This is a genomic window from Lysobacter sp. Root667 (assembly GCF_001427715.1).
Lineage (GTDB): Bacteria > Pseudomonadota > Gammaproteobacteria > Xanthomonadales > Xanthomonadaceae > Lysobacter.
In genome coordinates this window covers 50,949-72,975 of the sequence record NZ_LMHF01000002.1, presented here as the reverse complement: position 1 = coordinate 72,975, position 22,027 = coordinate 50,949, and the positions used below count along the sequence as shown (strand labels likewise).

Sequence of the window (22,027 nt, the reverse complement as noted above, 5' to 3'; positions counted from 1 at the left end):
TCGACCCCCACACCCCCATTCGCGGCCGCGTTTCGGTCGCCCCGTCAACACAGGCCATCGCTTCATGCCGTCAGCCGCTTCCGCTCCGCGTTTCCTGATCACGATGCTGTTGGTGGCGTCGCTGACCTTTTTCGCGGGTTGCCAGCGCAACCAACCTTCGTCGCAAACCTATCCGGTCGCGTCCACAGGCGATATCGAGGTCGAGCCGCTCAAGGCGACCAAGATGGAACTGCCGCCGCTGTTCCGCGACATCGAAAAGCGCACCTTCCAGTTCTTCTGGGACACCACCAACGAGCGCAACGGGCTCACCCCCGACCGCTATCCCTCGCGTCCGTTCGCCAGCATCGCCTCGGTGGGCTATGCGCTGACCTCGTATCCGATCGGGGTCGAGAACGGCTGGGTCAGCCGCAGCCAGGCGGTCGACCGCACGCTGCTGACGCTGAAGTTCTTCCGCGATATGCCCGCGGGGCCACAGCGCACCGGCAAGGGCACCTACAACGGCTTCTACTATCACTTCCTCGATATGCAGAAGGGCGAGCGCTACGACAGCTGGGTCGAGCTGTCGAGCGTGGACACCGCGCTGCTGATGATGGGCGTGCTGTTCGCGCAGTCCTACTACGACCGCGACGAGCCGCGCGAGAAGGAGATCCGCGAGATCGCCGACACGCTCTACCGCCGCGTCGATTGGACCTGGCTGCAGAAGAACAAGCCGCTGGTGTCGATGGGCTGGTTCCCGGAGAGCGGCTTCATCAAGCACGACTGGACCGGCTACAACGAGGCCATGCTGCTGTACGTGCTGGCGCTGGGTTCGCCCAGTCATCCGGTCAGCCCGGATGCGTGGACCGTGTGGTCGCGCACCTACAACGACGTCTGGGGCGTCTATCAGGGCGAAGAGTTCCTCGCTTTCGGCCCGCTGTTCGGCCACCAGTACAGCCACGTCTGGATCGATTTCCGCGGCATCCAGGACGAGTACATGCGCGAGCGCGGCATCGATTATTTCGAGAACAGCCGCCGCGCCGCCTACGCCCAGCGCGCCTACGCCATCGCCAACCCGATGAAGTGGGAGGATTACGGCCCGGAGGTCTGGGGCCTGACCGCCAGCGACGGACCGCAGCAGACCTTGCAGGAATACCGTGGCGAGCAGCGCCAGTTCCGCCACTACTCGGCGCGCGGCGCCGGCCTGCGCGAGAACTTCGACGACGGCACCATCGCCCCGACCGCGGCGATCGCCTCGCTGCCGTTCGCGCCGGAGATCGTGATCCCCAGCACCGTGGCCATGCACGAGCGCTACGGCGAGTACCTGTACTCCAGCTACGGTTTCCTGGACTCGTTCAATCCCAGCTTCAAGTACGACATCCCGCTCAAGACCGGGCGCGTGGTGCCGAACGAGGGCTGGGTGGCCAGCGATTACATCGGCATCGATCAGGGCCCGATCCTGGCGATGATCGCCAACTACCGCAACGACTTCGTCTGGAACGTGATGAAGCGCAATCCCTACATCCGCTCCGGCCTGGAACGCGCGGGCTTCAAGGGCGGATGGCTGGAGCCGCCGAAGGCGCAGGCCGACGGCAAGGAAGCGCTGCCCGCGACCGCGGCCAAGCCGCAGACCCAGGCCGAGAAGGCCGCCGCGACCGCGCGTGCGCTGGGCGAGGCGGAATCGCGCGCGGGCCGCGCCAACGAGGCCCAGGCGCCCAAGCAGCAGCCGGACTAAGCTGGCGATGATGCGCCCGTCCCCCACATCGCCGGATCGCAGCACATGCGCGCGTGCGAAACCCCCGCACGCGAGACCCGCGCGCGCGCGACGCCTGCGAGCGGGCATCGCCTGGCTGTGCGTGCTGCTGGCCTGCATGCTCGCCGCCGCATGCACGCGCCAGGGCGACGGGCGCGAGGTAGTGCGCTTCTGGGCGATGGGCTACGAAGGCGAAGTCGTCGCCCAGCTGATCCCGGAGTTCGAACGCCTCAACCCCGGCATCCGCGTCGAAATCCAGCAGCTGCCGATCATCTCCGCGCACGAGAAGCTGCTGACCGCGTTCGCCGGCGACTCGCTGCCCGACGTCTGCGCGATCGGCAACACCTGGATTCCCGAGTTCGCGCTGCTCAACGCCCTGCAGCCCTTGGACGCGCGGATCGCGGCGACGCCGTCGCTGTCCGTGCAGGACTACTTCCCCGGCGCCTGGGACAGCGGCGTGATCGGCGCCAAAACCTACGCGGTTCCCTGGTACGTGGAGACGCGGATCCCGTTCTATCGGCGCGACATCGCCGAGCGCGCCGGAATCAAGACCCCGCCGCAAACCTGGGACCAGTGGCGCCAGGCGATGGCCGCGATCAAGCAGGAAGTCGGGCCGGAGCGCTACGCGATCCTGCTGCCGCTCAACGAGCCCGAGCCGCTGCTCAACCTGGGCATCCAGTCGCCCGATCCGCTGCTGCGCGAGGACGGCCGCTACGGCAATTTCCGCAGCCCGGGCTTCAAGCGCGCGCTGGGCTTCTATCGCGAAATGTTCGATAAGCGCTGGGCGCCGCTGCTGAGCAACACCCAGGTCGCCAACGTCTGGAACGAGTTCGGACGCGGCTACTTCAGCTACTACGTCAACGGCCCCTGGAACATCGCCGAGTTCCGCAAGCGCCTGCCGGCCGACGTCCAGGGCGACTGGATGACCATGCCGCTGCCCGGCGAGCACGGCCCCGGCGCCTCGGTCGCCGGCGGCGCCAGCTTCGTGGTGTTCCGCGGCTCCAAGCGCCAGGACGCGGCCTGGAAGCTGGTCGAATACCTGTCGCGGACCGACACCCAGATCCGCTTCCACGGCCTGACCGGCAACCTGCCGCCGCGCCGCAGCGCCTGGAACGCGCCGGCCCTGACCGACGATCCCTATGCGCGCGCCTACCGCGACCAGCTCGAACGCGCGCGGCCGACGCCGAAGGTGCCGGAATGGGAGCGCATCGCCATGGAGATCAAGCTGGTCGGCGAGCTGCTCGCGAACCGTCGCCTCAGCGTGGACGAGGCCGCGGCCGAACTCGACCGCCGCACCGACCTGATCCTCGAAAAGCGGCGCTGGATGCTCGATCACCAGGCCGCGGCGCAGGCGGGGGCAGGGCGATGAAGGCCTCGACCGCCGGCTGGGTGTTCGCCGGCCCCGCGCTGACCGTGATCGGCCTGTTCTTCGGCCTGCCGGTGCTGGCCGCGCTCGCGCTCAGCCTGACCGATTTCGACATCTATGCGCTGGCCGACATCGGCAATCTGCGCTTCGTCGGTCTCGACAACTATCTGAACCTGCTGCAGAACCCGCTGTTCTGGCGCGCGCTCGGCAACACCTTGTATTTCGTCGTGGTCGGCGTGCCCTTGTCGATCGCGGTGTCGCTGGGCGCGGCGCTGCTGCTGCATTCCAAACTCGGCTACCTCAAGCCGTTCTTCCGCACCGCGTACTTCGCGCCGGTGGTGACCACGGTGGTCGCGGTGGCGGTGATCTGGCGCTATCTGTTCCATACCCGCTACGGCCTGGTGAACTGGGCACTGTCGGGGTTGGGCATCGATCCGGTCGACTGGCTGGGCGATCCGACCTGGGCGATGCCGACCATCATCCTGTTCGCGGTGTGGAAGAACTTCGGCTACAACATGATCATCTTCCTCGCCGGTCTGCAGGCCATTCCCGAGGACTTGTACGAAGCCGCGCGCATCGACGGCGCATCGCCCTGGCGCCAGTTCCGCCACGTGACCTTGCCGATGCTGGGGCCGGTGCTGGTGCTGGTCGGCATCCTGACCCTCGCCGGTTATTTCCAGCTGTTCGCCGAACCCTATGTGATCACCCAGGGCGGGCCGCTGCAGAGCACGGTCAGCGTGCTGTACCTGATGTACGAAGAAGGCTTCAAATGGTGGAACCTGGGTAACGCCTCGGCGGTCGCGTTCCTGCTGTTCGTGCTGATGACCGCGGTCACCAGCGGCCTGCTCTGGTTCGCGCGCCGCAAGGGGGTGGAGTGATGAGCCCGCGTCTGGCCCGCGCCATCGTCAACGGCCTCCTGCTCGGCCTGGCGGTGCTGAGCCTGGCGCCGCTGCTGTGGATGCTGTCGGTGTCGCTGATGCAACCCGGCGAGGCGGCGAGCTTTCCGCCGCCGCTGCTGCCCTCGCATCCGACCCTGGGCAACTACCACGAGCTGTTCGAACGCATCGGCATGGGCGGCTACCTGCTCAACAGTTTCCTGATCGCGGCCATGACCACGCTGATCGCGCTGCTGCTCAACACCATGGCCGGCTACGCCTTCGCCAAGCTGCGTTTCGCCGGCCGCGAACGCGTGTTCCGCGCGCTGCTGGCGGCCCTGGTGATCCCGGCCCAGGTCACGATGATGCCGCTGTTCCTGATGCTCAAGCAGATCGGCCTGATCAACACCTACGCCGGCGCCGTGGTGCCGGGCATGGCCGGGATCTTCGGGATCTTCCTGGTGCGGCAGTACGCGCGCTCGATTCCCGACGAACTGCTGGAGGCCGCGCGCATCGACGGCGCCGGCGAGTTCCGGATCTTCTTCCAGATCGTGCTGCCGGCCTTGAAGCCGATCCTGGTGACGCTGGCGATCTTCAGTTTCCTGGGCGCCTGGAACGACTTCATGTGGCCGCTGATCGTGCTCAGCGACAACAGCCTGCAGACGCTGCCGGTCGCGCTGGCGTCGCTGTCGCGCGAACACGTGCAGGACAACGAGCTGATGATGGCCGGCTCGGTGGTCACGGTGCTGCCGGTGCTGCTGCTGTTCCTGGTGCTGCAGCGCTACTACCTGCAGGGCCTGTTGGTCGGCAGCGTCAAGGGTTGAGGCACGCACGCAGAGGGAGCGGGATGTTGGCGAGTTTGGCGCGGTGGTCGAAGAGTGCATGCCCCTTGGTCTCTCTGTGGCAAAGGGGGAAGACCGGCGTGGCTCCACAGCAAGCACCGGCATCCGGCGCCGTGGTTTCTTCCTTTGCAAAACGAGGGCTGGGCGGGATGTGTTTCGCCGCTGCGCTGCTCGCCAGTCAATCCGCCGCCGCGCAAGCCCGCGTCCTCGACGACTTCGAATCCACCGCCCCCTGGACCGTCGTCGCCTCCAATCAGGTCAGCGGCCGATTGCTCATCGCCGACGGCGCGCAGGGCAAGGCGGTCTGCCTGGACTACGACTTCAACGGCGTGTCCGGCTACGTCGGCCTGCAGCGCGCCTTGCCGATGCAGTATCCGGACAACTATGCGTTCTCGTTCCGCCTGCGCGGCGACTCGCCGGTCAACGATCTGCAGCTCAAGCTGGTCGACGACAGCGGCGACAACGTCTGGTGGGTCAACCGGCCCCGCTACGAGTTCCCGCAGCAGTGGACGCCGGTGGTCTACAAGCAGCGCCACATCAGCCGAGCCTGGGGCCCGGCACCGGACCCGACCCTGCGGCGCAGCGCCAAGCTCGAATTCACGATCTACAACAGCAGCGGCGGCAAGGGTTCGATCTGCTTCGATCAGCTCGCGTTCGAGCCGCTGCCCAAGGACGACGGCTCGCCGCTGACCGGCCGCGTCGTCGCGACGACCGCAGCTCAGGGCAGCCGCGCCGAATTCGCCGTCGATGGCGATCCCAGGACCGCATGGCGCGCCGGCTTCGCCACCGACCCGGCCCTGACCCTCGACCTGGGCCGCAAGCGCGAATTCGGCGGCGTGGTACTGCGTTGGGCGGAAGACGAGTACGCCTCCGACTATCGTTTGCAGCTGTCCGACGACGGCCGGCAGTGGCGCGAGGCGCGCAGCGTGCACGGCGGCGACGGCGGCAGCGACTACCTGGCGCTGCCCGAATCGGAAGCGCGCTACCTGCGCCTGCAGCCGGAGAAAGGCATGGGGCCGGGCTTCGGACTGGCCGAACTCAGCGTGCGGCCGCTGTCGTTCGCGGCCACCATCAACGACTTCGTCGCCGCCGTCGCCCAGGACCAGCCGCGCGGCCGCTATCCGCGCGGGTTCAGCGGCGAGCAGCCGTACTGGACCATCGTCGGCGTCGACGGCGGCGAGGATCAGGGCCTGATCGGCGAGGACGGCGCGATCGAACTGGGCAAGGGCGCTTTCAGTGTCGAGCCGTTCGTGATCAGCGACGGCAAGCTGGCGACCTGGGCCGATGCGAAGATCAGCCAGTCGCTGCAGGACGGCTACCTGCCGATTCCTTCGGTGCACTGGGCCCATCCGGACTTCGGCCTGACGGTGACGTCCTTCGCCCAGGGCACGCGCGAACGCTCGCGGCTGTACGGGCGTTATCGGCTCAGCAACACCAGCGCGTCGAAGCGGCGCTACGTGTTCGTGCTGGCGGCGCGGCCGTTCCAGGTCAATCCGCCCAGCCAGTTCCTCAACACCGTCGGCGGCGTGAGCGCGATCCGCAGCCTGCGCGCCGATGCGCATGGCTTCAGCGTCGAAGGCCCGGCCGGGGCCGCATCGGCGCGGCGCGTTCAAGCCACCGCCGCGGACGTCGCGGCGGTCGGCGCTTTCGACGGCGGCGAGATCGTCGCCAGGCTCGCCCGCATGCCGTGGAACGAGGTCTGTGCGAACTGCACCGCCCAGGGCGAGATCCTCAAGCGCCTGGGCGGCAGCACCGCGACCGAGTTCCAGAACGACCCGACCGGCCTGGCCTCGGGCGCCTTGTTCTACAGCGTCGAACTGGCGCCCGGCGAGACCCGCGAGTTCGGCTGGAGCAGCGCGCTGTCGGGCCAGGACAGCGGCGCATTCGCGGGCGTGGAGGAACTGGTCGCGACCCAGGCCCTGGTCGCCGGACAGTGGCGCGACAAACTCGACCGCGTGCGCATCTCCGTACCGAAGCAGGGCCAGCGCATCGTCGACACCCTGCGCACCGGTCTGGCGCACATGCTGATCAGCCGCGTCGGCCCGCGCCTGCAGCCGGGTACGCGTTCGTACTCGCGCGCCTGGATCCGCGACGGCGCGATGATCGGCGAAGGCCTGTTGCGCATGGGCCGCGAGGACGTGGCCGAGGAATTCCTGCGTTGGTACGCGCCGTACCAGTTCGACAACGGCAAAGTGCCGTGCTGCGTCGACGACCGTGGCAGCGATCCGGTGCCGGAGAACGACAGCCACGGCGAGCTGATCTTCACCGTCGCCGAGGTCTACCGCTACCGCCGCGACCGCGCCCTGCTCGAAGCGATGTGGCCGCACGTGGCCGGCGCGGTGAAATACATGGACGAGCTGCGCCTGAGCGAGCGCACCGAGGCCAACCGCGCGAAGAACCCCGCCTTCTACGGCATGATGCCGGCCTCGATCAGCCACGAGGGCTATTCGGCCAAGCCGATGCACTCGTACTGGGACAACTTCTGGGCGTTGCGTGGCTACAAGGATGCGGTCGAGATCGCGCAATGGCTGGGCAAGGACGAGGAAGCCCGGCGTTTCGCGGCCTCGCGCGACCAGTTCCGCGACGACCTCTACGCCTCGATCGCCGCGGCCACCCGCGACCGCGGCATCGACTTCATCCCCGGCGCGGCCGAGTTGGGCGACTTCGACGCCACCTCGACCACGATCGCGCTGGCGCCCGGCGGCGAGCAGGGCCGCCTGCCCGAGCCGCTGCTGCGCAATACCTTCGAGCGCTACTGGAAGGAGTTCGTCGACCGCCGCGACGGCCGCCGCGAATGGAAGGACTACACGCCCTACGAACTGCGCACCATCGGCAGCTTCGTGCGCCTGGGCTGGCGCGGGCGCGCGCACGAGGCGCTGGACTTCTTCTTCAAGGACCAGCAGCCGCGGGCCTGGAACCAGTGGGCCGAAGTGGTCTCGCGCACGCCGCGCAAAACCTTCTTCGTCGGCGACCTGCCGCACGCCTGGGTCGAGTCCGACTACGTGCGTTCGGCGCTGGACCTGTTCGCCTACACCCGCGACCTGGACGATGCGCTGGTGATCGGCGCCGGCCTGCCCGCGGATTGGCTGGACGGCGAGGGCGTGTCGGTCCAGGGCCTGCGTACGCCCTACGGTGCGCTGGGCTATGCCCTGCGGCGCGAGGGCAAGCGCGTGCAGCTGAGCCTCAAGCCCGGCCTGACCCCGCCGCCGGGCGGGGTGGTGCTGAGTTGGCCGTATCCGCAGGCGCCGGGCGCTACCCGGATCGACGGCAAGCTCGCGCAATGGCGCAACGGCGAGCTGCGCATCGAGCGTGTGCCCGCTCAGGTGACGGTCGAGCTGGCGCCGTAGTCGGAGGCGACATTGCGCCCCGACTTGCATCGCTATCCCTGTGGGAGCGACGTGAGTCGCGAGTTCCACAAGCTAGCGGGGATGCGATCGCGACTCACGTCGCTCCCACAGAAGGCGCATGTCTGCGCAGGTGACCGTCGAGCTGGCGCAGTAGTCGGAGGCGACGTTGCCCCCCCGACTTGCGTAGCGATCCCTGTAGGAGCGACGTGAGTCGCGATTTGCACGAGCTGGCGGGGATGCGTGGTCGCGACTCACGTCGCTCCCACAGAAAGCGCGTGCCCGCCCAGGTGACGGTCGAGCTGGCGCCGTAGTCGGAGGCGACATTGCGCCCGGCCTTGCGTAGCGATCCCTGTAGGAGCGACGTAAGTCGCTATTTGCACGAGCTAGCGGGATGCGCGATCGCGACTCACGTCGCTCCCACAGAAAGCGCGTGCCCGCGCAGATGACGGTCGAGCTGGCGCAGTAATCGGAGGCGACATTGCGCCCCGCCTTGCGTAGCGATCCCTGTGGGAGCGACGTGAGTCGCGATTTGCACGAGCTAGCGGGGATGCGCGATCGCGACTCACGTCGCTCCTACCCCAAAGCTGCGGGCCGTCCGTCGCGCATCGCCTTCTCCCGCAAACAAAAACGCCGGGCCTGCGTACAGGCCCGGCGCGGTGCCGGCGAGGGGAGGGCGCCGGCGAGGGGGGCGGGTGGCCGGGCTCAGGCGGCCAGGCGCAGCGGCGTCGGCGTCCGGATCGACGCGTGCGCACCGGCGAGCGCATCGCTGCGATGCTGCGGCGAATACGCCACGCCCTCGGCGCGCACGAATTCCACCTCGTCGATGCCGAGGAAACCGAGCACCTGGCGCAGGTAGGGCTCCTGGAAGTCGCTGGGCGCATCGGTGTGGATGCCGCCGCGGCCGCTGGCGACGATCACGCGCTTGCCCTTGGCCAGCCCTTCCGGGCCGGCTTCGGTGTAGCGGAAGCTGCGGCCGGCGACGGCGACGCGGTCGATCCAGGCCTTCAGGGTCGAACTGATGCCGAAGTTGTACATGGGCGAGCCGATCACGATCACGTCGGCGTCCAGGAACTGCTGGATCGTGCGCTCGGCGTCGGCCGCTTCGGCCGGGTCCGCCTTGGCCAGCGAGCGGCCGGTAAGATGCGGGATCGGCTCGGCGTCGAGGTCGCGGTACTCCACTGCAAGCCCCGGAACCGCGTCCTGCCAGCGTGCCACGACGGCCGCGCTAAGCTCACGGGTCACGGAATTGGCGCCCAGGGCGCTGGAATCGATGTGCAGGAGTTTCATGGTGTGCCTCGGTGGGCAGGGAGCGGCGATGCCGCGTTGAGGCACACTTTAGGTTGTTGCAAATTTGGGATAAAGATAGTTTAATATCACTTACTGTTCTGAATACGGAACTACCGCCATGCACGATCTCAACGACCTCTACTACTTCGCGATGGTCGTCGACCACGCCGGTTTCGCCGCCGCCGAGCGCGCGCTGGGCATCCCCAAGTCGCGTCTGAGCCGCCGCATCAGCCAGCTCGAAACCGACCTGGGCGTGCGCCTGCTGCAGCGTTCCACGCGCCGTTTTGCCGTGACCGACGTCGGCAACAGCGTCTACCGCCATGCCCAGTCGATGCTGGCCGAGGCCCAGGCCGCACGCGAAGTGGTGGACCGCCTCAGCGCCGAACCGCGCGGCGTGATCCGCGTCAGCGTGCCGGTCGGCCTGGCCCAGCAGCAGTTGCCCAAGCTGCTGCCCGAATTCCTCGCCAAATACCCGCAGGTGCGCGTGCAGCTGCACGTCAGCAACCGCCGCGTCGACATCATCAACGAAGGCATCGATGTCGCCCTGCGCGTGCGCTCCAAGCTCGACGACGATGGCAGCCTGGTGATGCGCAGCTTCGGCCAGATCCAGGAACTGCTGGTCGCTAGCCCCAAATACCTGACCCGCATGGGCCGGCCGCAGAACCCCGACGAGCTGTCCGACCACGTCACGCTCAGCATCAGCGAGGACGACGCCCGCCAGCGCTGGGAACTGCACGGCCCCGACGGCGAAGTGCGCCGGGTCGAACTCAAGCCGCGCGTGATGGGCTTCGATTTCCCGATGCTGATGGCGCTGGCCGAGCAGGGCGTGGGCATCACCCTGCTGCCGGAAACCGTCTGCGCCGAAGCCGTGCGCCGCGGCGAACTGGAAGTGGTGCTGCCGAACTGGCGCCTGCCGCAGGGCATCTTCCACGCCGTGTTCGCCTCGCGCCGCGGCCTGCTGCCGGCGGTGCGCGTGTTCATCGACTTCCTGGCCGAAAAAGCCCCGTCGCTGGTCGAATCCGCACGCCTGCAGTGCAGCGACATCAAGGGCGCCCCGTGCCCCGACGGCGTCGCCAAGAACGACGCCCACGCCCACGCGCGCAGCAAGACCCCGGCGTGAGAGAATCCCGCGGCGCCGCCGGCCAGGCCCGGCGCCGCGACCCCGCTACGGAGAGATGGCCGAGTGGTTTAAGGCAGCGGTCTTGAAAACCGCCGAAGGGTTAAACCTTCCGTGGGTTCGAATCCCACTCTCTCCGCCAAATGTTTAGTAAAATCATGTACTTATGCTTGGCTCTGTAGCGTTTCCGCCATGTGAGGCCTAGTGCGTTCATGTCGGGGCTTGTGGATTGTCGCGGACTTTGCGACTGTGTACTTGCACTGTCTCTGCATCGCCTTCCGTTCTAACAAGCCGACTACAGGTAGCGTGCATGAAGTCGATTTCTGCAAAAGCTAAGTACAACCCAACAGTGATTGAGCGCTTGTTTTCCTCCCCGGACCGCGCCCGGGATACGGCAAACAGAATTCTTGAAGCGAGATCATCCGCTACGGGCAAGTTCGTGTCTCATGGACTCACTCTCAGCACAGATCGCAAGACGACCGTCGGCTCGACGAGTTCGAAGAAGATGCCAGTCAAGCGATAGAGTCTAATGAATTTCACAGGGAGTGTGATTCTTGGGTTGATTTATGTCCTCCCAGGAATAGTGTTTGTCTTCGGTTTGACGAGACTCTTCAGCACTAAATCGCCATCACCTTTCGATGGGCAGCTGAGTACCGGTTTCGTTCTAGCATTCCCAGCCGCGCTCTTGATGCATACGCTGAGTATTAGCGTGGCGTACGCTCTGTCTATTTGGGTATGTTTCCCTAAACCAGACGTTGAGCAGGCGTTGGTTCTGCTGCTCGGCGACACGAAGTCGCAGTCATACGCCCGAGCCCTCTCGACTGCTGGAGAGAGCTGGGCTGAGATCGCTGCCTATTTTCTTGCCACGACTCTCAGTGCATGGGGGGTGGGGAAGCTAGCTAATGGCCTACTAAAGGCGAATCGTCGTGCAGATTGGTACGACCTTCTGCGGCATGAGGCTGACATGCTATGGCTGACTACTGACATGCAAATCGGTGGCGTGGCTCACCTGTTTGCAGGAATGCTCAAAGATTTTAAGGTGTCGGCGGACGGCGAATTGGAACGAGTTGTTTTGATTGGTGCTGTTCGGAGAACATTGAAAAGACCTTCGCAAGAAGAGATGAATTCTGGTGAAGAGAGCTACCAATCCGGCGGTTGGATCCCAATACCGGGCGAGTATGTAATCCTCAAAATGAGCAGCAGCAATACTGTCAACGTCGACTACTGGTATCTCGAAGAGGAAAAGCCAGATCCGGAAGCGGACGAAGATGAGAGTAGTGATGTGACAGGTTAGTGCATTCGATGCCTAGTATCCGCGCGCAGTCACTTCTAGGGCTTATTTGTGCATGCACGGTGCCCTAAGCCCGTCGCATGCGGAAGGGCCAAAATTGAGGCCAAGAGGCGAAGGCGAACAAGGAAAAGAATGACTCCGGGGTCCGCCGGCCTAAGTGCGGGTCGATAGGGTTCGTCACAGAGATGGTGCATGCCCATATCGATTGGCTAGCGCGCCATACGTATCACTTACGAATATCGAAGCCGGGATTTTCGTTGACCGACCCATCCGGTTCCAGCACGGCGTAACGACCGTCGGCGTGGAACACCACCGGTATCGGGTCGCGGAACATCGGGCGGCGCACGAAGCGCAGGTGCCAGCGGAAGTGCTCCAGCGTCACCAGGGCGGCGAGTTGTTCGTGGGTGAGGCCGGCGCGCAGTTCGGCGTCGGATTCGGTGTTGGGCTGACGGCGTTCCTGATTCGTCATGTCGTACGTGCTTCCGATTCTTGGTGCCTGAGGCCAGTGCCCAGCATCGTCCACAGGCAAGGGATAGAACGTGAAAGCTTCGACGGGGTATCGGCGATGGCGGCTGCAAGGCGAGTGCGGAGACTCGACCAGCATCCGTCGGATTCCATGTAAAAAATGTGATTCATATCGTTAATTGAGTGCCGGAAAGGGCCTCAAGGTAGGCGCGGGAATGCCGCCGCCACGCTCAGAGCTGAAACGCGACCGCGCGCACCGCGCCTTCGAGCAGGTCCATGCCGATGCCGGCGGGGCCGGGTTCGTGGCGCTGGGCTTCGCCGCGGCGGGCCTCGATCCAGGCCGCGAGCCAGTCGATCTCGGCGCGGCCGTAGAACAGCACCGAGGCCTCGTGGTTGAGGAACAGGCTGCGCAGGTCGAGGTTGATCGAGCCGCACATGGCCAGGTCGTCGTCGAACACCACCGCCTTGGCGTGGAGCATGTGCGGGTGCAGCCAGAAGCGCGCGCCGGCGGCGGCGAGTTCGCGCATCGAGCGGCGGCGGGCGAGGTCGGCGAGGCGGTGGTTGGAGCGCGCCGGCAGGACGATGTCGACTTCGATACCGCGCAACGCGGCCAGTTTCAGCGCCAGCTGCAGGCCGTCGTCGGGCACGAAGTAGGGCGTGATCGCGAGCAGGCGCCGGCGCACGCGGAAGCCGCCGGCGATCAGCAGGGCCTGGGCGCTGTCTTCGGGCAGTTCCGGGCCGCTGGGCAGGAATTGCGCGGCCGCGGCGGGGCCGGGCGGTTCGGCGGGCGCGGGCAGGGCCGGTGGCGGTTGCGGTTGGTGCAGCGCCTTGCGCCAGTCGCGCTCGAAACGGTCGGCGGCGTCGGCGGCGACCGCGCCTTCGACGGTGAACGACAGGTCCAGCCAGGCCGGTCGTCCGGGGCGGTCGTGGAAGTATTCGGCGGCGAGATTGCGGCCGCCGCTCCACAGGCGCCGGCCGTCGGCGATCGCGAGTTTGCGGTGATCGCGCAGGTTGCGCGGCGCGCCGTCGGGGCGTTCGAACAGGCTGCGGAAGAACGCGACCTGGGCGCCGCTGCGGCGCAGGGCACGCAATGCGGAGCGGTCGGCGCGCAGCGAGCCGACGCCGTCCAGCAGCAGCCGCACCCGCACGCCGCGTTGCTGCGCTTGCGCCATCGCCTGCAGCACGCGCGCGCCGACGGCGTCGCGGCCGAGGATGAAGCTGCAGACGTCCAGGCTGCGTTGCGCGCTTTCGATCAGGGCGAGCACGGCGGCGAGCGCGGCCGCGCCGTCGGCGTCGAAGCGGGTGGTGGCGCGGGCAGGCGCGGGCAGGCCGAACGACACCAGCAGTTCCGCCGCCCAGTGCGATTGCGAGGGCAGGTGCGCGCGTATATGGATGCGTTCGCGGGTGAGCTTGCGGCGCCCGAACGCGAGATACAGCGGCAGCGCCAGATAGGGTAGCAGGACCAGGCCGATCACCCAGGCGATCGCCGCCGCGGGGGCGCGCCGCTCCTGCGCGACGCGCGTGGTCAGGACGTAGATCAGCACCGCCAATGCGGCGGCGGCCAGGTGCGCGAAGGTGCCCGTCAGCAAGTGGAACATGCGTCTGCCTCAGCGCGCCGCGCCGGCGTGGGCCGGTGCATGCGCGTTGCGGGCAATGTACACCGGCGCGGCGTGAGCGCCTCGCGTGGTCTCAGCGCTCGCCGAACAGGGCGTTGATCTTGCCGTAGGGCATCGCGCCGGCGGACAGCGGAGCAGAATCGCCGTCGCGGAAGAAGCCGGCGGCGAGTTCGGCGGTGCGGCCGAACATGGTTTCGGCCAGGTCGGAGCCGGCGCTGAGGCGGCGCACGCCCAGGGTCTGCAGTTCCTCGGCGGCGGGCAGGCCGACGCGGGCGAGCAGGTTCAAGGGCAGCGGGGTGCCGGTGACGACGTCGCCGATCTGGCCGCGGTCCTTGAGCCCGGGCACGAACAGACCGTCGGCGCCGGCATCGCGGTAGCGGCGCGCGCGCTCCAGGGTCATGGCCACGCGCTCGCCTTCGGGCGCGAGTCCGCGCAGATAGACGTCGGTGCGCGCGTTGACGAACAGCTCGACGCCGGCCTGGGCGCAGGCGCGCTTGATCTGTTCGATCTTGGCGCACAGCGCGTCGGGTTCGCCGGCGCCGTCCTCGATATTGATGCCGACCGCGCCGAGCGCGCCCAGGCGCGCGACGGTGGCGCCGACCGCGACCGGATCGTCGGAATAGCCGCCCTCGGCGTCCACGCTCAGCGGCACGCGGATCGCGCGGGCGATGCTGGCGACGGTCGCGTACAGGCGTTCGACCGGCAGTTGGTCGCCGTCGGCATAGCCCTGCGCCCAGGCCACGCCGGCGCTGGTGGTGGCGACCGCGCGTGCGCCCAGGCTTTCGATCAGGCGTGCGCTGCCTGCGTCCCAGGCGTTGGCGAGCAGGAGCAGGCCGTCCTCGTGCAGTCGGCGGAAGGTTTCGGCGTGGTCGGTCATGGCGTGCTCCGGGGAAGGATGTGCGGAAAGAGGGCAATGCTGACAGATCGCTGCGTCGCGGACTCGCCGGATTCGGACAGGGCCGCGGCGAGGCTTGCGCGGCGCGATCGCTGTCGCGGTACGCGCCGTGTGTCGGGACTCGGCCGCGCCGGCAGCCGTGCCTCTTCGAGAGGAACGATAGCCCGTGCTGCAATCGCCGGGTGTACGCGCATCGCGATTCCGGGAGCTCGCCGTGCCGTCGGTTCGCGCTCGCGACGGGTATAGCCGCGAGCGCATGGGGCGCTTATTGCGACTGTGCGTCCCAGCGTCGCAGCGCCTGTTCGATCGCAGCGACGCCGCGTGCGGCGGCGACCGGCTCGATCTGGCCGACGGTGTCGGCGTCGCTGTGGATCACCTGCATGACCTTGGCCTGGGTCTTGTTCTTCTTGCCGGCGTAGGCGTCCAGGATCAGTTGGATTTCGCCGGCGCCGATCAGGGAATACGACACCGCCGGCCAGCCGGCCTTGACGAAGGCGAGGTGGTCGGACGGCGGGTACTTGTCGCCGGCGGACAGGCCCAGCGCGGCGGCGTCGCTGGCCTCGCGCGTGGCCGCGACCAGCGGCTGGTTCGGATCGGGCGTCATCATCCACAAGGTGTCGCCCCAGCCGAATACGTCGAAATTGACGTACAGGGCCGGCTTGACCGCGCCGTCGGCGACGTAGGCCTTGGCGCCGAGCAGGCCGCGCTCCTCGAGATCCCAGAACGCGACCGCGACGCGATGGTGCTGCAAGGGTTCGCGCTTGAAGCGTTCGGCCAGGGCCAGCACGACCGCGCTGCCGGAGGCGTTGTCGGTGGCGCCGTGGCCGGCGTCGACTTTGTCCGAATGCGCGCCCAGCAAGAGCAGCGGCGCATCGGCGGCACCGGATACGTCGGCGAGCAGGTTCTCGCCGCGATGTTCGCCGGCAGCGAACGGCACGCCGCGCCATTGCACGCCCATGCCGTGCAGGCGGCGCTGGATCGCGCTGCGGCGGTCGCCGGCGACGCTGCCGTCCGAGATCGCGCTCACGTCGGCTAGCCAGCTCGCTGCGGCCGGTTGGGCGGCAGCGTCCACACTGGGCGGCGGCGCGAGCTGCGACGTTTGCCGGGTCTGCGCGCAGGCGGCGATCGCGAGGCTGAGGGTGAGCGCGACGAGGCGGGTTTTGTGTGGCATGTGGATTCCTTTGCCCAACGGTTTGACTGCAGTTTGCACAGCGTGCGAATTGATCGAATGTGCCATAGGTTCGCGCCGGCTTGCGTGCCCCGCGGGTGCCGCGTAGCCTCGCTCGCAATGGGCCGACTGCGGCCGGGGACAGCATGACGATACGCGTCTATCTCGTCGACGATCACGCGCTGGTGCGGGCCGGCCTGCGCATGATTCTGTCGGCCGAAACCGACATCGAGGTCGTCGGCGACGCCGAGAGCGGCGAGATCGCGCTGCCCGAAATCCGCAAGCTGTGCCCCGATGTGGTGCTGTGCGATCTGCATCTGCCCGGCTACAGCGGTCTGGAAGTGACCGAGCGCGTGATCAAGGGCGACCACGGCACGCGCGTGATCATCGTGTCGGTGCTCGAAGACGGGCCGATGCCGCAGCGCCTGCTCGCCGCCGGCGCGTCGGGTTACGTCAACAAGGGCGGCGACGCGGCCGAACTGCTGCGCGCGGTGCGCGATGTCGCGCGCGGCAAGCGCTATCTGTCGAGCACGATCGCGCAGAACATCGCTCTGGCGAAATCCGACGGTGGCGCGTCGCCGTTCGACGAACTGTCGCCGCGCGAGATCGAGATCGCCTTGCTGTTGGTGCAGGGCCTGCGCCAGGAAGAGATCGCCAAGAAGCTCAGCCTCAGCGCCAAGACCGTCAACACCCACAAGACCCGGCTGTTCAACAAGCTGGCGGTGGAGGACACGATCGCGTTGGCGCGGCTGGCGGGCCAGTACGGGCTGGCGGATCCGGCGCACGCGTTGTAGCGGGCGGCGCGGCCGCGATCGCGCGGCGCAGGTTTTCTTTGCTATCCGGCACGGTCCGTCCAGCGCGGCTTCGTGTCGCGCGGGCGATGCGCGGGGGATGCCTCGACGGTCGGACCGGGTCGGACGATGCAGAGAATGCGTCCGATGCAAAGAAGCCTGGCATTCAAAAGAAATCGGACGATGCAAAAGAAACGGGCCGCATTGCGCGGCCCGTTTGCGTTACTGCGATGTCGCGCGGATCAGGCGCGGTGCGCGTCGTCGTCCGGCTTGTCTTCGGCAGCGGCCTGGCCTTCGACCGCGGCATCCGGCGCGGCCGGGGCCGGGGTCGTCGGACGCGGCGCCTGCGGGACCGGGTCGAACAGGCTGGCGGTGTGCGGCAGCGACGGTGCGGCTTCGCTGCGCGGCTCGGCGACCTTGTCGACTTCGGCCTGGGCCGGGGTCGGCGTGGCGGCTTCGATCGGCTGAGTGGCGGCCGGGACGACCTTCTCGACCACGGTCTCCTCGACCGCGACCGGAGCCGGTACGACTTCAGGTTCGACCACGGCCGGTTCCACGATCTCGGCTTCGACCACGACGGTCGATTCGGGCGTCGTAACCGGGGCGTCGGCCTTGGACGCGGTGGGCTGCAGGAACTTCGGCACGATCGGGCCGTCGTCCAGTGCTTCCGCGACCGGCTTGGGCGCCTCGAAGGGCTTCGGTGCCTCGTACGCCTTCGGAGCTTCATAGGCCTTCGGGGTTTCGACCTTCGGGGCCTCGTAAGCCTTCGGCGCCTCGTAGGGCTTCGGTGCTTCGTAGGCCTTGGGCGCGACGGTTTCGGCGGCGGCCGGAGCGGTCGCCGGCGCCGGTGCGATGGCCTCGGCGGCGACGACGGCCGGTGCCGGCTCGACCGCGGCCGGCGTGGCGGCGACCGGGCTGGCGGTCACCGACTCGGCAACCGCGGACTCGGCGGCGACCGGAGCGGCTGCGACCGGTGCGGCAGCAGCCGGAGCGGCGGCGACCGGTGCCTGCGCCGACGGTGCAGCGAAGCTCGGCTGGGCCGGTTCGATGCGTTCGGCGGCGGCCGGTTCGAAGCGCGCGGGCTCGCGGGTTTCGACGGGCTTGCTCTCGGCGGCGAACGACGGCGCAGCGACGGCGGCGCCGGTTGCGGCGACGTTCGCCACGGCCGGAGTCGCGTTGGCGCTGGCGGCCGGGGCGGCCGGCTTGGCCGGTGCCGAATGGTCGTCGTCGAAGTCGAACTCGGGCTGCGAGCGGTTCGCGGCGGCGACCGGAGCCGCGCCGGCTTCGTCGCCGGCGTCGTCCTCGTCGTCGCTCAGGACGTCGTCGTGCAACTGTGCTTCACCGGCGGCGCCGGCTTCGCCCGCACCGCGGCGGCGGCGGCGGCCGCCGCGACGGCCGCGACGGCGGCGTCCGCTGCCTTCGCCGGCAGCGTCGTCGGCTGCGGCGCCGTTCTCGTTGCTGGTGTTGACTGCGGCTTCGCGCTGGATCGTCTCCGCGGCGGCCACGGCTTCGCCGGTCGCGACAGCGACGGCGGGCAGGGCGGCGGCGGTTGCGATCGCAGAGGCGTTCACGGCATCGACTTCGGCCGGCTTGGGCGGCTGGGCCTGGGCCGGCTTGGGCTCGCGCGGCGGACGCGGGGCGTTGTTGGCCTGCGCCTGCTGCTGCGGCTGGGCGTTGGCGGCGCGCTCTTCGTTCTGCTGCGGCTTGGGCTGCTTCGGCTGCTGCTGTTGCTGCTGCTTCGGCTGTTGCGGCTGCTGCTGCGGCTTGGCCGGCTGCTCCTGCTTGGCGCGGTTGGGCTGCGGCTGGCCGCCCTGGGCCTGGGCTTGCTGCGGCTTGTCGCGGCGCTGCTCGTCGCGGCGGGCGCCATCGCGGCCGCCCTTGCCGTTGCGGCCTTCGTTGCGGCCGTCGCGGCGCTGGCCGCCACGGTCGTTGCGATCGTTACGGCCGCGGCCGTCCTGGGTGCGTGCGGCCGGGGCCGGCGCGGCAGGAGCAGCGGCCTGGCCGCCGCGGAAGAGGTTCATGAGGCGGCCGAACAGGCCGACCTGCGGCGCTGCCACGACCACCGGCGCGGCGACGGCCGCCACGACCGGCTCCTCGCGCGGCTCGCGCGTCGGAGCGGGCTGGGCCGGCTTGACGTTGGTCACCATCGGCGCATCCGGGATGTTCAGATGGGCCTTGGTCAGGGCGTGGGTCGGCAGCTTGCGCGGGGTGCCGCGCTGGTAGCTGGGCTTGCTCGATTCTTCGCCGATCTCGTTCTCGCGGATCCGGGTGACCTCGTAGTGCGGGGTCTCCAGCTGATCGTCGGCGACGATCACGATCGGCGAATCGTGGCGCTGCTCGATCTCGCTGAGGGCGCGGCGCTTCTCGTTGAGCAGGTAGTTGGCGATCTCGGTCGGGGCCTGCACCAGCACCTGGCCGGTGTTCTCCTTCATGGCGTGCTCTTCGGCCACGCGCAGGATCGACAGCGACAGCGACTCGACGCTGCGCATGCGGCCGTGGCCGTCGCAACGCGGGCAGACCAGCTGGCTGGATTCGCCCAGCGACGGGCGCAGGCGCTGGCGGCTGAGTTCGAGCAGGCCGAAGCGCGAGATGCGGCCGATCTGGACGCGCGCGCGGTCCTGCTTGAGCGCGTTCTGCAGCTTGTTCTCGACTTCGCGCTGGTGGCGGTTGGACGACATGTCGATGAAGTCGATGACCACCAGGCCGCCGAGGTCGCGCAGGCGCATCTGGCGCGCGACTTCCTCGGCCGCTTCCAGATTGGTGTTGAACGCGGTTTCCTCGATGTCGCCGCCCTTGGTGGCGCGCGCCGAGTTCACGTCGACCGCGGTCAAGGCCTCGGTCTGGTCGATCACCAGGGCGCCGCCGGAGGGCAGGCGCACGGTGCGCTCGTAGGCGTTTTCGATCTGCGATTCGATCTGGAAGCGGTTGAACAGCGGGGTGTCGTCGCCGTACTTCTTCAGCTTGCGCAGGTTGTGCGGCATGACCTGTTCGACGAAATCGCGCGCTTCGGCGTACATCTCGTCGGTGTCGACCAGGATTTCGCCGATGTCCGGGCGCATGTAGTCGCGCAGGGCGCGGATGATCAGGCGCGATTCCTGGTAGATCAGGAACGGCGAGGGCTTGCTCAGGGCGCCTTCGGCGATCGACTTCCAGACCTGCAGCAGGTAATCCAGGTCCCACTGCAGCTCTTCGGCGTCGCGGCCGACGCCGGCGGTGCGGATGATCACGCCCATGTCGTCGGGGATGGCGAGCTTGTCCATCGCCTCCTTGAGGGCGGCGCGGTCGTCGCCCTCGATCCGGCGCGAAACGCCGCCGGCGGTGGGCGAGTTCGGCATCAGCACCATGTAGCGGCCGGCCAGGGAGATGAACGTGGTCAGGGCGGCGCCCTTGTTGCCGCGTTCTTCCTTGTCGACCTGGACCACCACTTCCTGGCCTTCGCGCAGGAGTTCGCGCAGGCCGGCCTTGTTATGGTCGACGCCGGCCTGGAAGTAGTCGCGGGAGATTTCCTTCAGCGGCAGGAAGCCGTGGCGCTCGGCGCCGTATTCCACGAACGCCGCTTCGAGCGAGGGCTCGAGGCGGGTGATGCGGCCCTTGTAGATGTTGGACTTCTTTTGTTCCTTGGCCGGTTGTTCGATGTCGATGTCGTACAGGTTCTGGCCGTCGACGATCGCGACGCGCAGTTCTTCCGCCTGCGTCGCATTGATCAGCATGCGCTTCATTGTTGCGTTCCTCGCGCGCTCTACCGCGCGGAACGCCATGGCGTTTCGCTATCTGGGAACCGAAGCTCCGCCGTCGCGGCCTGTACGCAGCAGGGCGGCGAACCGCTCTGCGCCCGGCGCGCGCCGGCGAAACTCCCACTACCAGCGCTTCTACACCACGGCACGCCGCGGGAGCGCTTATTTCTTTGTTGCCTGCTTTCGGACCGGCGACGCGAACGTCGCTCGGGGCGGGGGGCCCGGCGGCAGCCTTCGGTTTGAACCGGGGCGCCGCACGGGTCGTGTTCATCGCGATGGCGTCGCCCCTGCGGGAGAACCACCGGGCGAGGGCGGGTTCCGCCGGACCGTCGCTGCTAACATGGCTACCCCGTGGGCAGTGGTTAGACGCGGACCGGAATCGCGAAGAGGGGCTTTCGGCCCAATCCTGCGGTCATGCCCTTCTGGCGCGACCTGCGGGACAACTCCCAGCGAAATCAAAACCTTATCTCGCGTCGCGAGTGTAACAGATAACGCTTTCCGGATGACCTCTCCAGCCAACACCGCCACGGGCCCCGGCGCCCGCACCATTCGTGTGCCAGATGATCGTGAAGGTCAGCGGCTCGACAACTTCCTGCTCGGCCAACTCAAAGGGGCGCCGCGTTCATTAATTTATAAGTTGGTCCGTTCCGGCCAGGTCCGCGTGAACGGCGGCCGCGCCAAGGCCGAGCGCAAGCTCGAGGCCGGCGACGAGGTGCGCATTCCGCCGGTCCGTCTCAGTGAGGTCGGAGAAAAGGCCGCGCCGCCCAAGGGCTTCATGGACGCCCTGGACGCGGCCATCGTCTACGAGGACGCGCGCCTGCTGGCCCTGAACAAGCCCTCCGGCGTCGCCAGCCACGGCGGCAGCGGGATCAGCTTCGGCGCCATCGAAACCCTGCGCGCGCTGCGCCCGGGCCAGACCCTGGAACTGGTCCACCGCCTGGACCGCGACACCTCGGGGCTGCTGATCGTGGCCAAGAAGCGTTCGGCGCTGACCGAGATGCAGGCCCTGATGCGCGAGGACGGCGGTATCGCCAAACGCTACCTGGCTCTGCTGACCGGGCGCCTGCCCGACGGAGTGATGAGCGTGGACGCGCCGCTGCACATCGGCCTGCGCCAGGGCGGCGAGCGCCACGTTCAGGTCCACCGCGACGGCAAGGCCTCGCTCAGTCACTTCAAGGTGCTGGAGCGGCGCGGCGGGCAGTCCTATTGCGAGGTCCGGATCGAGACCGGACGCACCCACCAGATCCGCGTCCACGCCCAGCACATCGGCCATGCCGTGGCCGGCGACGACAAGTACGGCGATCCGGAGGCCAACAAGCGCCTGCGCGACCAGGCCGGGCTGCGGCGCTTGTTCCTGCACGCCTCGACGCTGGAGTTCGCCCTCGACGGCGGGCGCGAGCCGTATTTGTTGAATGCGCCGTTGGCGCCGGAGCTGATCGACGTGCTGGATCGCTTGGGGTGAGGGGAGAGAGATCTCCCAGGGGCAGCTTCGTCGAACGGCGCC

At 68.1% G+C, this 22,027-nt stretch carries 14 protein-coding genes, 1 tRNA gene and 1 pseudogene; 10 read left to right on the top strand and 6 right to left on the bottom strand.

All coding sequences use genetic code 11. The annotated features are described in order from the left end of the window. Positions 1-64 precede the first annotated feature (64 nt). From ASD78_RS02620 to ASD78_RS02600, 5 genes are all read left to right on the top strand, one after another. Entirely contained in the window at positions 65-1,711 is a 1,647-nt protein-coding gene (locus ASD78_RS02620) for a glucoamylase family protein (RefSeq protein WP_055899549.1), read from the top strand. Between the two features lie 121 nt (positions 1,712-1,832). Then, positions 1,833-3,098, top strand: a complete 1,266-nt coding sequence (locus tag ASD78_RS02615) for a sugar ABC transporter substrate-binding protein (protein WP_235566431.1) — start codon at positions 1,833-1,835, stop codon at positions 3,096-3,098. Then, positions 3,095-3,973 (top strand): sugar ABC transporter permease, encoded by an 879-nt coding sequence (locus ASD78_RS02610; RefSeq protein WP_055899546.1) that lies wholly within the window; start codon positions 3,095-3,097, stop codon positions 3,971-3,973. Before ASD78_RS02615 ends, ASD78_RS02610 begins: the two co-directional genes overlap by 4 nt. Next, positions 3,973-4,794 carry a carbohydrate ABC transporter permease gene (locus tag ASD78_RS02605; protein WP_056098230.1) on the top strand — a complete coding sequence of 274 codons (822 nt, stop codon included), beginning with the start codon at positions 3,973-3,975 and terminating at the stop codon, positions 4,792-4,794. Before ASD78_RS02610 ends, ASD78_RS02605 begins: the two co-directional genes overlap by 1 nt. A gap of 167 nt (positions 4,795-4,961) precedes the next feature. Next, positions 4,962-8,159 carry a discoidin domain-containing protein gene (locus ASD78_RS02600; protein WP_056098228.1) on the top strand — a complete coding sequence of 1,066 codons (3,198 nt, stop codon included), beginning with the start codon at positions 4,962-4,964 and terminating at the stop codon, positions 8,157-8,159. A 702-nt stretch (positions 8,160-8,861) separates the two neighbouring features. On the opposite strand, the gene ASD78_RS02595 is transcribed toward ASD78_RS02600, so the two are convergent. After that, complete coding sequence (locus ASD78_RS02595) at positions 8,862-9,446, bottom strand: NAD(P)H-dependent oxidoreductase (RefSeq protein WP_056098226.1); 585 nt, start codon at positions 9,444-9,446, stop codon at positions 8,862-8,864. A gap of 118 nt (positions 9,447-9,564) precedes the next feature. Between ASD78_RS02595 and ASD78_RS02590 the strand changes: the two are divergent. The 3 genes and pseudogenes from ASD78_RS02590 to ASD78_RS20440 all read left to right on the top strand — a co-directional run. Next, positions 9,565-10,443 (top strand): annotated as a pseudogene (locus ASD78_RS02590) (LysR family transcriptional regulator); the annotation flags it as partial. A 172-nt stretch (positions 10,444-10,615) separates the two neighbouring features. After that, a tRNA-Ser gene (locus ASD78_RS02585) sits at positions 10,616-10,705 on the top strand. Positions 10,706-11,092: 387 nt separating this feature from the next. Further along, positions 11,093-11,857: a hypothetical protein gene (locus ASD78_RS20440; protein WP_156087549.1), complete on the top strand. Its 765-nt coding sequence runs from the start codon at positions 11,093-11,095 to the stop codon at positions 11,855-11,857. A gap of 223 nt (positions 11,858-12,080) precedes the next feature. Here the strand turns inward: ASD78_RS20440 and ASD78_RS02580 are convergent, their stop codons facing one another. The 4 genes from ASD78_RS02580 to ASD78_RS02565 all read right to left on the bottom strand — a co-directional run bounded on the left by ASD78_RS02580 (position 12,081) and on the right by ASD78_RS02565 (position 16,001). After that, positions 12,081-12,323 carry a hypothetical protein gene (locus ASD78_RS02580; protein ID WP_055899531.1) on the bottom strand — a complete coding sequence of 81 codons (243 nt, stop codon included), beginning with the start codon at positions 12,321-12,323 and terminating at the stop codon, positions 12,081-12,083. A 226-nt stretch (positions 12,324-12,549) separates the two neighbouring features. Further along, positions 12,550-13,917: a phospholipase D-like domain-containing protein gene (locus ASD78_RS02575; protein WP_082575399.1), complete on the bottom strand. Its 1,368-nt coding sequence runs from the start codon at positions 13,915-13,917 to the stop codon at positions 12,550-12,552. 91 nt (positions 13,918-14,008) lie between these two features. Further along, positions 14,009-14,812 carry an isocitrate lyase/phosphoenolpyruvate mutase family protein gene (locus ASD78_RS02570; RefSeq protein WP_056098222.1) on the bottom strand — a complete coding sequence of 268 codons (804 nt, stop codon included), beginning with the start codon at positions 14,810-14,812 and terminating at the stop codon, positions 14,009-14,011. A gap of 283 nt (positions 14,813-15,095) precedes the next feature. Next, a complete protein-coding gene (locus tag ASD78_RS02565) occupies positions 15,096-16,001 on the bottom strand; it encodes a M28 family peptidase (RefSeq protein WP_056098220.1) in 906 nt (301 codons plus the stop codon). 143 nt (positions 16,002-16,144) lie between these two features. On the opposite strand from ASD78_RS02565, the gene ASD78_RS02560 reads away from it, so the two are divergent. Then, positions 16,145-16,792, top strand: a complete 648-nt coding sequence (locus ASD78_RS02560) for a response regulator (RefSeq protein WP_055899522.1) — start codon at positions 16,145-16,147, stop codon at positions 16,790-16,792. Positions 16,793-17,031: 239 nt separating this feature from the next. Here the strand turns inward: ASD78_RS02560 and rne are convergent, their stop codons facing one another. Continuing rightward, positions 17,032-20,508 (bottom strand): ribonuclease E, encoded by a 3,477-nt coding sequence (rne, locus tag ASD78_RS02555; RefSeq protein WP_056098218.1) that lies wholly within the window; start codon positions 20,506-20,508, stop codon positions 17,032-17,034. 517 nt (positions 20,509-21,025) lie between these two features. On the opposite strand from rne, the gene ASD78_RS02550 reads away from it, so the two are divergent. Then, the gene (locus ASD78_RS02550) at positions 21,026-21,985 is read left to right on the top strand and encodes an RluA family pseudouridine synthase (RefSeq protein ID WP_055899516.1); all 960 of its coding nucleotides are present in this window, start codon (positions 21,026-21,028) and stop codon (positions 21,983-21,985) included. The last annotated feature ends 42 nt before the right edge of the window (positions 21,986-22,027 follow it).

Excerpts from the sequence above, each read along its gene's own strand:
- ASD78_RS02600 (WP_056098228.1), top strand. The coding sequence starts at position 4,962 with ATGTGTTTCGCCGCTGCGCTGCTCGCCAGTCAATCCGCCGCCGCGCAA.
- ASD78_RS02550 (WP_055899516.1), top strand. The coding sequence starts at position 21,026 with ATGACCTCTCCAGCCAACACCGCCACGGGCCCCGGCGCCCGCACCATT.
- ASD78_RS02560 (WP_055899522.1), top strand. The coding sequence starts at position 16,145 with ATGACGATACGCGTCTATCTCGTCGACGATCACGCGCTGGTGCGGGCC.
- ASD78_RS20440 (WP_156087549.1), top strand. The coding sequence starts at position 11,093 with ATGAATTTCACAGGGAGTGTGATTCTTGGGTTGATTTATGTCCTCCCA.
- ASD78_RS02575 (WP_082575399.1), bottom strand. The coding sequence starts at position 13,917 with ATGTTCCACTTGCTGACGGGCACCTTCGCGCACCTGGCCGCCGCCGCA.
- rne (WP_056098218.1), bottom strand. The coding sequence starts at position 20,508 with ATGAAGCGCATGCTGATCAATGCGACGCAGGCGGAAGAACTGCGCGTC.
- ASD78_RS02610 (WP_055899546.1), top strand. The coding sequence starts at position 3,095 with ATGAAGGCCTCGACCGCCGGCTGGGTGTTCGCCGGCCCCGCGCTGACC.
- ASD78_RS02580 (WP_055899531.1), bottom strand. The coding sequence starts at position 12,323 with ATGACGAATCAGGAACGCCGTCAGCCCAACACCGAATCCGACGCCGAA.
- ASD78_RS02605 (WP_056098230.1), top strand. The coding sequence starts at position 3,973 with ATGAGCCCGCGTCTGGCCCGCGCCATCGTCAACGGCCTCCTGCTCGGC.
- ASD78_RS02595 (WP_056098226.1), bottom strand. The coding sequence starts at position 9,446 with ATGAAACTCCTGCACATCGATTCCAGCGCCCTGGGCGCCAATTCCGTG.
- ASD78_RS02620 (WP_055899549.1), top strand. The coding sequence starts at position 65 with ATGCCGTCAGCCGCTTCCGCTCCGCGTTTCCTGATCACGATGCTGTTG.
- ASD78_RS02565 (WP_056098220.1), bottom strand. The coding sequence starts at position 16,001 with ATGCCACACAAAACCCGCCTCGTCGCGCTCACCCTCAGCCTCGCGATC.
- ASD78_RS02570 (WP_056098222.1), bottom strand. The coding sequence starts at position 14,812 with ATGACCGACCACGCCGAAACCTTCCGCCGACTGCACGAGGACGGCCTG.